This window comes from Paenibacillus sp. FSL M7-0656, from assembly GCF_038003225.1.
Classification (GTDB): Bacteria; Bacillota; Bacilli; order Paenibacillales; family Paenibacillaceae; genus Paenibacillus; species Paenibacillus amylolyticus.
The window spans coordinates 3,305,779-3,318,332 of record NZ_JBBOOT010000001.1; the positions used below are offsets into that span (position 1 = coordinate 3,305,779).

The 12,554-nt window shown below is 44.7% G+C and carries 12 protein-coding genes; 5 read left to right on the forward strand and 7 right to left on the reverse strand.

The features are described from left to right. Nucleotides 1–142 precede the first annotated feature (142 nt). Nucleotides 143–1,324, reverse strand: a complete 1,182-nt coding sequence (locus MHI01_RS14560; RefSeq protein WP_036668338.1) for a DUF4317 domain-containing protein — start codon at nt 1,322–1,324, stop codon at nt 143–145. A 222-nt stretch (nt 1,325–1,546) separates the two neighbouring features. Continuing rightward, entirely contained in the window at nt 1,547–2,254 is a 708-nt protein-coding gene (locus MHI01_RS14565; RefSeq protein WP_340983462.1) for a DNA alkylation repair protein, read from the reverse strand. A 516-nt stretch (nt 2,255–2,770) separates the two neighbouring features. On the opposite strand from MHI01_RS14565, the gene MHI01_RS14570 reads away from it, so the two are divergent. After that, nucleotides 2,771–3,934, forward strand: a complete 1,164-nt coding sequence (locus MHI01_RS14570) for a glycoside hydrolase family 27 protein (RefSeq protein WP_340983464.1) — start codon at nt 2,771–2,773, stop codon at nt 3,932–3,934. After that, the gene (locus MHI01_RS14575) at nt 3,935–4,138 is read left to right on the forward strand and encodes a hypothetical protein (protein WP_074093540.1); all 204 of its coding nucleotides are present in this window, start codon (nt 3,935–3,937) and stop codon (nt 4,136–4,138) included. A 2-nt stretch (nt 4,139–4,140) separates the two neighbouring features. Here the strand turns inward: MHI01_RS14575 and MHI01_RS14580 are convergent, their stop codons facing one another. Further along, a complete protein-coding gene (locus MHI01_RS14580; protein WP_340983465.1) occupies nt 4,141–4,950 on the reverse strand; it encodes a helix-turn-helix domain-containing protein in 810 nt (269 codons plus the stop codon). A gap of 81 nt (nt 4,951–5,031) precedes the next feature. Here MHI01_RS14580 and MHI01_RS14585 point away from each other — a divergent pair, with 81 nt between their 5' ends. Then, the gene (locus MHI01_RS14585; RefSeq protein ID WP_076320006.1) at nt 5,032–6,567 is read left to right on the forward strand and encodes a carboxylesterase/lipase family protein; all 1,536 of its coding nucleotides are present in this window, start codon (nt 5,032–5,034) and stop codon (nt 6,565–6,567) included. 129 nt (nt 6,568–6,696) lie between these two features. Here the strand turns inward: MHI01_RS14585 and MHI01_RS14590 are convergent, their stop codons facing one another. Together MHI01_RS14590 and MHI01_RS14595 are read right to left on the reverse strand one after the other, a co-directional pair. Continuing rightward, nucleotides 6,697–8,040, reverse strand: coding sequence for a HAMP domain-containing sensor histidine kinase (locus MHI01_RS14590; protein WP_076320007.1), 1,344 nt, complete (start codon nt 8,038–8,040; stop codon nt 6,697–6,699). Beyond that, entirely contained in the window at nt 8,033–8,725 is a 693-nt protein-coding gene (locus tag MHI01_RS14595; protein WP_036668346.1) for a response regulator transcription factor, read from the reverse strand. The genes MHI01_RS14590 and MHI01_RS14595 overlap by 8 nt, the downstream gene beginning before the upstream one ends. Before the next feature lie 159 nt (nt 8,726–8,884). On the opposite strand from MHI01_RS14595, the gene MHI01_RS14600 reads away from it, so the two are divergent. Further along, nucleotides 8,885–9,652: a TVP38/TMEM64 family protein gene (locus MHI01_RS14600; protein WP_076320008.1), complete on the forward strand. Its 768-nt coding sequence runs from the start codon at nt 8,885–8,887 to the stop codon at nt 9,650–9,652. 44 nt (nt 9,653–9,696) lie between these two features. Then, nucleotides 9,697–10,275, forward strand: a complete 579-nt coding sequence (locus MHI01_RS14605) for a GNAT family N-acetyltransferase (protein WP_076320009.1) — start codon at nt 9,697–9,699, stop codon at nt 10,273–10,275. A gap of 196 nt (nt 10,276–10,471) precedes the next feature. On the opposite strand, the gene MHI01_RS14610 is transcribed toward MHI01_RS14605, so the two are convergent. Continuing rightward, a complete protein-coding gene (locus MHI01_RS14610; protein WP_076320010.1) occupies nt 10,472–11,638 on the reverse strand; it encodes a cobalamin-independent methionine synthase II family protein in 1,167 nt (388 codons plus the stop codon). A 169-nt stretch (nt 11,639–11,807) separates the two neighbouring features. Beyond that, a complete protein-coding gene (locus MHI01_RS14615; protein WP_076320011.1) occupies nt 11,808–12,377 on the reverse strand; it encodes an SF0329 family protein in 570 nt (189 codons plus the stop codon). Between the last annotated feature and the right edge of the window lie 177 nt (nt 12,378–12,554).

Consider the following 12,554-nt stretch of genomic DNA (forward strand, 5'->3'; position numbering starts at 1 on the left):
AACTGCTCCCATCGTAGTCTTCTGCGGTCTACTATGACAGGGAGCAGTTCAGTGTTGCTTTTGGCTTGGGCTTTTTTTCAACATAGATGGACGTTCATTCGTCCTTGCAGGATGATTTTACATCATCAATGTCTAGAATCAATTACTCATTTATAAGTTTTTCTGTATTAAGGGTAAACCCTTCTATCACGACATCTTCGTCCACTTCAATCATGATGCAACGTCTGCCTTGATAATTCACCTGTTTCACATATCTCAGGTCTTGCGGGCTAACCGAAATTGTAGCAACCTTGGTCTCAATCTTAATGGACTTGGACGTAAACTTCGGCATAACACTGGTCGCCTTCATCTCATAGTTCTTGTTGTCAACGATCGTTTCGAAGGCACGTTCTACTTTCTCCGTTGTCAGATCCTCTATACCACTTGCGGTCAGTACACGTTCCAGATCTTTATAGTCCAGCTTTGGAGGTTCTTCCTCATGGGACTCTTCGTTAATCTCGATGACTCGGTTGATCTCCTCGTATACATGTGCAATAGTGGCTGAATCTAGCTGTTCACCGGCCACTTCCTTGACGATATCTTCGAAGATCGCCCGTTCTTCCAGTGCGGTAACGGATCTTTCTCCATTCAATACATTTTCAACAAAATGCGGATCCGGGAAATTAGATTTCCCTGTACAATACAGTACACGATTCACATCGGAGTAGTTGTCCGTCACGCTAGGGTACAAGAATCCTTGCTCTGGCGTGCTTAATTTGATAATCGGATCTACAATGATGTTGTATTTGAATTCTCTCTCCACGTAATCAAACAAGAGTGTCTTCCGCTGTTTCTCCGTGGAATTTACGCTGCACAGAATGAACGGATGGGCGAACACCTCATTCTTCTCACTCTCTTCCGTAGCTTCGTTTCTAGCCTTGGTCGGCAAGTAATACTGTCCACGCACGAACGTAGCTACCATGTCCCGCTCAAACTTCGTATCCACCAACATTCGATCCACGAGCAGCAACATCAGATCCTGCCATTCATCCGGGTCACCTGTTACCAGCGCCTGGTGAAGCAATACCTGTGCTGGATCCTCCGCCGCTTCCTGGAACTTCAATTCAAACAACTTCTGATCCAAATCACCTGTCAGCAATTTTTTGAAATTGCCCATGTACAGCTCCTGCTTCTCTCTGTCCACCAGTTCGAACGGGTGACGCTCCCAGTGATAGACCTCATTGGTTTCCTTCGTAATATACACGTTGAGAATATCGTAAATATTCAGTAGATCGTGATCGAGTTTAAACTGCTTGCGTATATGCGCGACTTCTTTTTTATTCATATTGTATTTGGCAACTCCTTAGATATGTTTCTGGCTTTATTAGTATAAAGGATCGACAGAAAATTTGTTGACTAAGTTGTAGCTTGACGGTTACTAGATTTCAGTTACCCAAGTACGTGATATTCACAACAACACAAAAAGGGAGACACTCTCTACGTTCATACGAGCACCTCCTGCATGTGTTACATCTCCTGATGTTCTAGTCTATTACAGCGATTCCCATTAACATCTTACATATTTACGTTTGAACCCCGTCCGCCCTGCATCCACTGCCTTTTGGATATTATCAGAGGCATTCAGCAGCTTGCTCTTGGGCTTGTCCTTGTTCACTTCGACAGGTCCCACAGCCTTGGCTATCTCCACTGCCTGATCGTGCAACGGTTGATAGGATGTTGCAACGGTATACAGGAAATTGTTCATCGAATATTTCGTTCGTTCCGGAGATTCGTGAATCGTCTTTTTCACCTGTTCCAGCATCTCCATCAGTTTATTCTCCGAAAACTCAGCATCCTTTCGACTGCCGAGCAACCAACAGTAACAGCTCCATCCCGCTGACATTCTCAGTTCATCCCCACTAGCAATCCACGCATCGGAAACCTCTTGCGCAATGTCTGTCTCGGCTAACGTCACAGCAACGATAAAGTCAGAAATCATGTAAAAATAAGCAGCATCGATCCAACGATCAAAATCTGCTTCCGTCATCGCTTGGGGATCGGCAATCACGCCAGCAAAGTACATCGCATCATAATTCCCCGTTGCATATAGTTCCTCCGCCAAAGGCTGATCCTTTTTGATCCGCTTCGCCATTGGTTTCATCGCTCCGGTTGCCACGCCAAATAGCGGTTCATGCGCACCGTTAGAGATATAGATTTTTTTCGTTCGTTCTTTGCCCAGCGCTTCAAGCTCCTGCATTACTTCATCTCGATTCATTTCACAACACTCCCAATCCTATAAATTATATACCTAATCAAATCAAACAGACACTTATGTTTAACGAAAAACCGATGGAAAATCGCACATTATCCAATTGGAACCCTTCTGGCATATGCATAATTGTTACGGCGGGATTACTACCTTACGTATGAGGGGTTCCCCACTGGAGTATTTTTCCTAAAAAAACTGAATACTATTCAAATTTCCCTGTTGCTCTGACAACCTGTTCGAGCATTATAACCGATCATAACTTCTATACCATTGTTTCGCACAGATCCCTGAAAAGATAGATATAACTTCTTCGCAGACAGACATTTTTCCTTTCTTATGCTTCTACCGGCAACTTCTGAATACCTGCCCAGAGCCTGATTGGAAGAGGGAATTCCCCCAGCACAAGCAGAGCAACATATGTCCATGTCCAAGCAACGTTAAGCTATGGCAGGATACGTCACTCATCGTTTATGTTCAGTTTAGTGTTGTTAACAAAACCGAGATGAGGAAGGATGCGAGAGCATGAGCAACAATCAAGTATTAGGCTTTGCCCCTGCCCTGGGCTGGAATTCGTGGAATACCTTTACGTGGGATATTAACGAACAATTAATTCGGGATGTCGCTGATGTGTTTGTATCGGAAGGTTATCTGGCCGCTGGTTACGAGTATATTGTCATTGATGATTGCTGGAGCCTGAAGGAACGGGATGCGAGCGGTAATCTGGTGGCTGACCCGGATAAATTCCCGAGTGGAATGAGAGCGCTTTCTGATTATATCCATAGCAAAGGACTAAAATTCGGCATGTATTCATGCGTAGGTACGCATACATGTGCCGGGTATCCAGGCAGCTTCGAGCATGAATTCCAGGATGCTGCCCTTTTTGCCGAATGGGGCGTTGATTATTTGAAGTATGATTACTGCTTCAAGCCGCGCCATATCTCAGGAGAGCTGCTGTACAAACGGATGAGTCTTGCGCTCAAAAACTGCGGACGCGATATCCTGTTCTCCGCCTGCAACTGGGGAGCCGACGACGTATACGATTGGATTCGGGAATCGGGCGCTCATATGTACCGCTCCACCGGCGATATCCGTGACAATTGGGATTCAGTGAAGGAACTTGCCCTGTCTCAATTGGGCAAACAAAGCTACACCGGCTCCTTCTGCCATAACGACATGGATATGCTGATTGTAGGTATGTACGGTGGAAGCAACAATGATTATATTGGCAGCATCGGCGGATGCAACGACATCGAATATAAAACCCACTTCTCTCTCTGGTCCATGATGGGTTCCCCATTAATGATCGGATGTGACGTGCGCAAGGCTAAGCAGATTACAAAGGATATTCTCCTGAATCCTGACCTGATCGCTATCAATCAGGATGTAGAAGCGCGCGGAGCTTACCGCATTAAACCAGAACCGCAATGGTTTCACACGGACGATGTATTTATGCTGGTGAAGGTACTCACAGATGGAGATCTAGCTATTGGTTTCTTCAACCTGAGCGACAGTCAGCGGGAATTGTCTTTGCAATTTTGGGATATGGGTCTGCCTTACGCTGCCGGTTATGCCCTGTCCCTGTATGACTGCTGGGAACATCAAGAGCTTGGCGTATTCCGTGAACGCTTCGCTCCCGTTGTCGCAGCACATGATTGTTTAGTTGTGCGTGCCAAACTGGTGAATTAGATGGCTCAACATCGCCTGTGCACCTCCTGTCAGGTCCCGCTCTCTTCAGACGATGTGGGCATCTACCTCAAATTGATCTCGCGCTCTGCTCAGCAATTTCTGTGCATTGATTGTATAGGAGTGAAGCTGAACTGTGGACGTGAGCCTATTGAGAAGCTGATCCGTTATTTCCGAGAGTCCGGGAACTGCGCCCTGTTCCGTTAACGTTATGCCTTGGTCCGGTGCAGCGTCATGTACGCTGTTGGCGTGTGTGAAGTTGCTTTCTTGAATACTTTGGAAAAATATAACGGATCATTGTAGCCGACAGAATAAGCTACCGATTGAATCGGCAGGCCCGACGTTTTCAACAGTTCACAGGCGCGCTCGATTCGGCAGGATGTAATATACTCCAAAACAGACTTGCCGGTTGCTGCCTTAAACAGACGAAACAAATAACTGCGCTCCAGATTAACTGCCTTTACGATCTCGGTAACGGTCAATGTTGGTTTCCAGTAGTTCTGCTCAATGTACTTTCTCGCCAGCCAGACATAATCCTTGGCGTCCACCTGCGGCTCCTTCGGATAATGCTCCATATAGTAGGAGAGCAGCAGACGCAAACGTGCATCCGCCCGCAGTAATTCATAAGATGATGCACCCGCGTTCCAGGCAAGGTGGAAAAAAGGCTGCAATGTCTCCGGCGAGACCGTCACCACGGGTTGTACCTCTGAGAGCTGTGTCAGCCCCAGCAACCGCCCGGCATCCTCACCGCTAAACTCCACCCAGACGTACTCCCATGGATCTTGCGGGTCTGGATAATAGTAAATCTCCTTTTGCGGAAATATGATAAAGCTTTCCCCCGTAACGAGCCGAAAAACGCGGCCGCCCGTCTCCAGCGTCCCTTGGCCGCGGATAATATAGTGCAGCGCATAAACGTCACGCACGCCTGGCCCCCATTGGTGAGGGTTAGCTGGCTTGTGACCACCGCTGATAAAATACAAATTACTGGCTCTACTGCTCTCATGCCAAATCGGATTCAACCTTGATTCCCCCTTTCTAATGCCACGTTGATCAAATGTTCGGTAACGCTTACATGCTAAATCCAGAGAGGAGAATGTTGTATGCTTAGAATGGTTACGGTAGAACATGGACAAGTGCAAGGACTGCCCGCGGCGGACCCGCGGATTACCAGCTTCAAGGGAATTCCTTTTGCCGCCCCTCCTGTAGGTGAGAACCGCTGGCGCGCTCCGCAACCGCAGTCGAACTGGGAAGGTGTACTGCAAGCTTTTGATTTTGCCCCCATCTCCATGCAAGCCCCAACAGTCATCGATGATAACAATATCTATACCCGCGAATGGGCCGTTGATCCCGACCTGCCCATGGACGAGGATTGTCTGTATCTGAATGTCTGGACACCCGCCAAGCGTACGGACGAGAAGTTGCCTGTTTTTGTCTGGTATTTTGGCGGGGGCCTGCAAGTCGGCCATACGGCCGAAATGGAATTTGATGGCGAGCGAATCGCTCGTAGAGGTATTGTCGTTGTGACGATTAATTATCGACTGAATGCCTTTGGCTTCCTGTGCCATCCTGAGATTAGTGCCGAATCCCCACATGCACCCGCCAACTTTGGTCATCTTGATCAACAAGCAGGTACCCAGTGGGTCAAACGCAACATTGCCGCCTTTGGCGGTGATCCAGAACAGATCACCATCGGCGGACAGTCGGCAGGCGGAGGAAGTGTACTCAGCCAGATGACCTCTCCTCAAAATAAAGGCTTGTTCCAGCGAGCCGTCATCATGAGCGGTATAGCTACCGAGTTGTACCCGAAGGTCCGCGTGCCTTCTGTCCGCTCCACACTAAGGGATGCAGAGCAAGCAGGGGTTGAATTTTTCGGCTTCCTGGGCGTATCTTCCCTGGCTGAGGCGAGACAACTGGATGCTGAATATCTCCGTGACAAAGCACTCGAATACAAAAGCTTCTGGGGAACCGTCATCGACGAACAATTCTGCGCAGGCGATCCATTTACTCGTTTTGTTCAGCAGGAGCGCGAGGCGATCCCCGTAATGCTGGGGCATACGTCTTCCGAATTTTGGACTCGTCCCGCCGCAGCCAATCTGGAAGAACTGAAGCAGATGGCTGTGGAGCTATTTGGCGAGGATGCTCCTGCCTTTTTGCAACTATGTGAGGCTGATTCCGGCCAAATCGAACATGCTCTGCAACAAGCATCGGTCCGCATGATCCAACATGCCATTCTGCTCGCCATCCGGGCGAACAGCGGTCATCCGTCTGAAACGCCTCTCTACTATTATAACTTCGACGCCGAGATTCCGGGCTGGGACCAGCCAGGCACTTTTCACTCCGTTGATCTGTGGTTTTTCTTCGAAACACTCGCCAAATGCTGGCGGCCTTTCACAGGCAAGCATTATGATCTGGCTCGCCAGATGTGTAATTATTTATCCAACTTTATTGCTACAGGTGATCCGAACGGCTCGGACTCCACCGGAAAGCTAATGCCTCATTGGACTCCTTGTACTACGGAACAGCCGTATCTAATAGAATTTGGCGATCAGGCTCAATTACAGAAGGCTGAGCCCGGACCGATGCTCGCGTTTTTAATTGAACAATATTTCAAGAAACAGAATGCACCTGTTGTTTAAAACATGAGGTTTGCCCTCTCGCGATATATGTAAGAGCCATGCTGTCGCATGGCTCTTTTTGTATAGTGTGAATGGTAGAGCGATGTTCTTTCGCCTATGCCTATTTAACGCATCATTTCAATAGATCCGTTATATATGAGTCTGTGTTGGTTTATTGATGATGACAGGTAGCTTAATCTGTAGTGAAAAGATATCCTTTTCCTGCGACACCGTCAACGTCCCGTTATGCTGCTGGATCATTTTCTGACAACTAACGAGTCCAATTTCGTTGCTATCTTTCTTTTTGCCAACACGTTTAATCTTATTCTCCACCTCAACAATAACCCATTGTTGCCTCAAAGAAATCTGGATATGAACGGGATACCCTGGATCGGCGTATTTTCGAATATTTGAAAATATATTATCCATTACGCGACGCATGGCGACCAGATTGATTTCCAGCAAAAACTCCTCATGATGTGCATCTGTCTGAACCTGCACGTCTATATCGTCCAAAACCACTAATTGCTCATCTATGAGTTGATCGATAAGCGCTCTGCCCTCATACACTTCAAATTCTACTTCCTCTTCTTCAGCGGCCGAGGATACCGTAAAATATTCGAATAGTTTGTCTGACAAAACTTTGATCTGATAAGCCTTCTCCCGGCTATTATGAATATACTGCAATAGATCCTCATGTGTCTTATATTTGTTGAGCTCTATGATATCCATATATCCTAATAGAATCGTGAGTGGTGTTCGCAAATCATGGGAAATCGCCGTGATCAATTCACGGTTGGCCATCCTGACCCTCTCCTCGCTGTCCAGCCGCTCCACAAATGATTTTCTCATCTCATCAATACTCTGGGCCAGAGATGACAGTTCATCCTTTCCCGATATCGTAATCGAATAATCCAAATTTCCACCTTCGAGTATTTTGATCTCTTGTTCAAGCACGCCAATATAAGATGTTTTCTTATTAATCATCAGTAGAAAGGAAACAATGAACACAATGGCCGCTATGAAAACACCAATAATCAGAATGAGGTTGTAATATTGATACTCATAAAAGCTAACCAAGTATATCTGGGCATCATGATCCGCAAAATGGATGGTGGTGATGGGTATTTTCGATGGCACGAATTGAGTTAACAACTCTTCATTAATGGCAGGATCAATCTCCGTGTTGGAGGAAAATATCAATTTGTCTTTTGCAAAAATATACAGATTTAAGTAGCGCTCATGTCTTATCCAAGCAGACAATTGCTCATGATCACGGGTTGACACGTTCTGGTTATCCACAAATGCTTCGAATCGATCAAGCGCATCTTGCTGCCTGTTCTCTACAAAAGTGGATTTGCTTAAATAACTATCCAATACAGTCTCGCCAACAACTTGTAAAATAACGAGTGCACTTATGGAAATGACCAAAGAAATGACAACCGCCAGAACCAGTTTAATCTTCAGCTTTTTTCCGATTAATAATCTATTCAATTTTGTACCCCTTCCCCCAAACGGTCTTCACATATTTAGGGTTCTGCGGGTCATCCTCCAGTTTGCCTCTCAAATTACGAATATGAACCATCACCGTGTTATTACACGTATAAAAATAGGGTTGCCCCCAAACACTCTCATATATATTTTCTGCCGAGAATACCTTTCGTCGCTTCTTAGCCAACAGCAGCAAGATCTGGTATTCAATTTCAGTTAGAGCAATCTCCTTCTCCCCAACAAACACGGCTTTTGAATCCTGATGGACGGTAAGATCCTTAACGATAATTTGGTCCTTTTCTTCGGTCTTCTCCTTGCCACGATATACATAATACCTCCGCAGTAAAGCCTTCACCCTCGAAACGAGTTCTGTATAGGAAAAGGGTTTGGACAAAAAGTCATCACTGCCTGAGGAAAAGGCCAATTGTTTGTCAGAATCCTGCGTTTTCGCCGTGAGAAACAGGATCGGTGCGCTTGTTTTTTCACGAATCTCCAGACACGCCTTCAGCCCTGATTTATTGGGCATCATCATATCTAAAATAATGAGATCCGTCTCTTCGTTCACTTTATCAATCGCATCTTGACCATCTATCGCTTCAATCACTTCATAATTCTCACTCTCTAACAAAATCCTTACAATTTCACGAATTTCACTGTTATCATCAGCAATTAGAATTTTCTTGCTCATCTGATCCCTCCGTCTAATTTCAGTATAATATGCGCTATTAGCGACTACCAGCAAATACAATCGACTTAAGAATTCTTCAGAAGTTATGTAGGTATCTCTTAATAATTTCGTCTTATACTGTAAATATGTAGAAGTTATTACACAAAGGGGTCGTCAGGAATGCCACAAACTTCGAAAAAAGTAATGATTAACATATTGTTGGGTCTGTTCATCATGTTGTCCATTGGTCTACTGGTGTATTATTCTCCTGCCATTATTAAAATCATGTCTTCCATGGACAATTTCAGAGCGTATATTCATTCAACAGGCCATTGGGGTCCGGTGATGTTTATTTTATTCCAGATTCTTCAGATCGTGGTTGCACCTATTCCAGGAGAAGTGGTACAGATTGCAGGCGGTTATATCTATGGGGTTACACTTGGGTCCTTGTATACTACAATAGGCTTGATTATAGGCTCAGCGATTGCTTTTTATTTTACTCGTTTTATCGGTCGCGCTTATATTTCACGGCTAATGCAAAAGAAAAATAATAAGTGGATGTCGTTAATTCATGATGAGAAGAAGTTCTCCGCTTTTTTATTCATCTTTTTCGTAATTCCCGGCTTGCCCAAAGACATGCTTGTATTTGTCGCCGCACTTACATCGATTAGTTCGTTTAGATTCTTCACGATCCTTATCGTCGGTCGTCTGCCGTGGATCATCGCATCTACCGTCGTAGGGTCCACAATTCATATGCAACAATACACAATCGCCATTATTATTTCTGTTATCGCTGTAATCGGGTTTGTACTCGGTTATATCTATAGGGAGAAATTGGTGGGATTGTTCTCCCGGTCAGACAGTACCAAAGCCAAAGCCAAACCCAAGGCTATACCCAGTTATAGTACGAATAGGGAGTCTCGTAAAATAAAAAGAGATACAACATGAACAAAGCCAATCTATTGATATGAAAACCGGAGGTATATCATCTTATGCAAATACTTAAAACCAATCGATTAATCCTGAGAAATTTCACCGTAACGGACGCAGCCGGACTGTTGGAATACACAGCAAATCCCAGAGTGAATTGTTTTATGGATCAACGAATTTCAACGTTGGAAGACGCTACGGCAGAGGTCGCAAAAAGAAGCAGTGACGATTCCCACATCGCAGTCTGTCTGAAAGACAGTAACGAGTTGATCGGTGAGCTGTTTGGTATGAGGGAAGATCGGGATTCCGATACGGATAAAGATTCGAATTCAGATACGTATAGTATAGGTTGGAATTTTAATGGCAGATTTGAAGGGAAAGGGTACGCCAGTGAGAGCGCCAATGCTTTCATCGAAAATCTCTTTATGGAACAGGGAATAAGAAGATTGTACGCTTATGTCGAGGATGATAACTTCCGTTCTCAGAAACTGTGTGAGAAGCTGGGCATGCGTCGGGAAGGTCTTTTTTTGGAGTTCATTTCATTTGTCAAAAATGAGGACGGCACACCGAAATACGAGAATACGTATCAATATGCTTTGTTGAAAAAGGAATGGCTGGAACAGCGTGAATCGCAGAAATAAAGAATGACAGCCCCATCATTAGTTTAAAAAAGTTATAGAAATGAGAACGTACCTATACGTATACGTACGTTCCACAACAAATACGGCGGCTTCTCCCTGGATAGATTCCAGAGGAAAAGTCGCCGTTTCATTATCGTGCATAACACTATTGATCGAGCAATGTATTTATAAGGTCACAATACATTCAGCTTGAATTCTAGACGGTGCTGCCCCAATATTGCTTTGCAATCTTCTGCCCTTGATCAATCTTCGCCCATTGCTGAGCCTCGCTTAATTCGTTACCTCCATCACAAGATGCAAAGCCGCATTGGTGAGACAACAGCAGCCGATCCTTATCGATGATTTTGGAAGCTTCGTCCAGCAAACGGACAACACGTGCTTCATCATCGAGTGTACTCGTTTTGGATGACAACAGACCCAGTACAATTTCCGTTTCAGGTCTGTCCTTGAACACTTCCAGAGCTTCAATTGAACCCGCACGATCATCATCCCACTCCAGGAAGAAACGGTCATACTTCAATTGCTTCAGGAACAGATTCGCAATTTTGGCATACGACCCACCACCCATGTTGCGGGAATCATAATTGCCGCGGCAGTTATGTGTCCACATTTTCAAGCCAAGGCTATGACCAAAGTCAATCACGGTATTATTAATATCAATGAATTCGGTAGCAAGTCCCTTTACTTCATCTTGATTAATATTTTCCCCTGTAAAAGGAGAGTTCGGGTTGTCGTCTGCAAACAGTTCCCACAAGCAATCATCGAATTGCAGAATTTTACCGCCCACTGCAGCGAATTCCTCCACGAATTCCTTATACGCGATCACAAGACCCTCTTTGAGCTCCTGTATGTTTTGATATACAGCATCCGTACCACCAATGTTATCTGACCAGGAAAGCTCACCGAAAATATGGGAAGGAGACGGTACGCAAAGTTTCGTTTGTTGCTCGCCAGCCGTGTCTTGCAGTTGTTGGAACAGTTGAATGAAATGATGGTTCTTTCCACTCAATTTATCAGTGATGCGCAGTCCAATATCTTTGCGTGTTTCATATTTCGAAGTTCCGTCCACATCTCTGAAAAAATAGCCGTGATCCGCGATGTAACGCTTCACTCCGCCAAATCCCCATACAAAGTCCAGATGCCACATCGATTTGGAGAATTCGCCATCGGTAACCACGGTCAAGTTATGTTCGATTTCCTTAGCGACAACTTGTTTGATTGCCTCCGTCTCACACTTCTCATATCCTTCGTAGTTTTCATAGAACGGATATTGGATATCATCATTATGTTCAATTTGCGTTTTATATTTCAGCAGCTCATCCGGCCGCAATAAACTTCCTACGATCTGGAACTTATCAGTCATGTAAAAACCCCCTCGTTGTATACAATGATCATATCACGCTGAGAGCAGTTAGAAGGGATACTAAAAAACCATAACTGGTTATAGTTAAAAGCTATATCCACTTATTAGACAGATTTCAGTGAAACCGTCACCGACACAGTGTACCTCTATCCGTGAACGTTATTCAATTTCACACCGTACGACGACGCAGTTCATAAAAATATTGTACCGCTGGATGCTTTAATTTGACCTGCTCCGACATATTTAGAATTCTCTTTTTGCCAACTCGTCTGTCCATTAAAGCCAGAATATTAAACAAGATATCCTTGCTCTCCAGATTATCCTCTATAGAAGTGGATAAATACGTCGTAGCTGCAACGGTAAAATTCGATTTACTAAGTGCGGTCTGAGCCAACAACAGCTCTTTGGCATGTACGGAGATTTTTCTACTTCTTGCCATGACTTGAAGACGATCCTCGGGAATGGGTCCTTTGGAATCTTTTCGGATAGCTTCAATCTCTTCATCGCTCACAGGAATCATGATTTCCGGGTCGCTCTTGACCTCCTGCTCTGACTGATACCATCGAATTGGGGTTGTAGTATCACTCATGTTGAGTACATTCTTTTTATCTACAGTAATATAACAATTGCCTGATTTATCAGGTGAATAGCTATAGCTGGTGGCACGGTACTCCACCCTTCCAACTAACGCAGGACTAAGAAAACTCTCCAGTTGTTGCTTCAATTTACTCCAGGACATAGATCCTCCTATTATCAAAAGCCTACCGCATGAATTACGGCGATCATTTCAAATATTTATCAATCCGTCTCCAGTATCAACATTCATCTAAATTATAACATAGCAAACCAAATGGATGATGGAAGAAACCAGTTATTGGTTTTAAAATTCCCTATGTGATAAAATTGCAGAAAATTA

What these genes read in the sequence shown, in the direction of transcription:
- MHI01_RS14560 (WP_036668338.1), bottom strand. Translation starts at nt 1,324, where the DNA reads ATGAATAAAAAAGAAGTCGCGCATATACGCAAGCAGTTTAAACTCGAT.
- MHI01_RS14565 (WP_340983462.1), bottom strand. Translation starts at nt 2,254, where the DNA reads ATGAATCGAGATGAAGTAATGCAGGAGCTTGAAGCGCTGGGCAAAGAA.
- MHI01_RS14570 (WP_340983464.1), top strand. Translation starts at nt 2,771, where the DNA reads ATGAGCAACAATCAAGTATTAGGCTTTGCCCCTGCCCTGGGCTGGAAT.
- MHI01_RS14575 (WP_074093540.1), top strand. Translation starts at nt 3,935, where the DNA reads ATGGCTCAACATCGCCTGTGCACCTCCTGTCAGGTCCCGCTCTCTTCA.
- MHI01_RS14585 (WP_076320006.1), top strand. Translation starts at nt 5,032, where the DNA reads ATGCTTAGAATGGTTACGGTAGAACATGGACAAGTGCAAGGACTGCCC.
- MHI01_RS14595 (WP_036668346.1), bottom strand. Translation starts at nt 8,725, where the DNA reads ATGAGCAAGAAAATTCTAATTGCTGATGATAACAGTGAAATTCGTGAA.
- MHI01_RS14600 (WP_076320008.1), top strand. Translation starts at nt 8,885, where the DNA reads ATGCCACAAACTTCGAAAAAAGTAATGATTAACATATTGTTGGGTCTG.
- MHI01_RS14605 (WP_076320009.1), top strand. Translation starts at nt 9,697, where the DNA reads ATGCAAATACTTAAAACCAATCGATTAATCCTGAGAAATTTCACCGTA.
- MHI01_RS14610 (WP_076320010.1), bottom strand. Translation starts at nt 11,638, where the DNA reads ATGACTGATAAGTTCCAGATCGTAGGAAGTTTATTGCGGCCGGATGAG.
- MHI01_RS14615 (WP_076320011.1), bottom strand. Translation starts at nt 12,377, where the DNA reads ATGTCCTGGAGTAAATTGAAGCAACAACTGGAGAGTTTTCTTAGTCCT.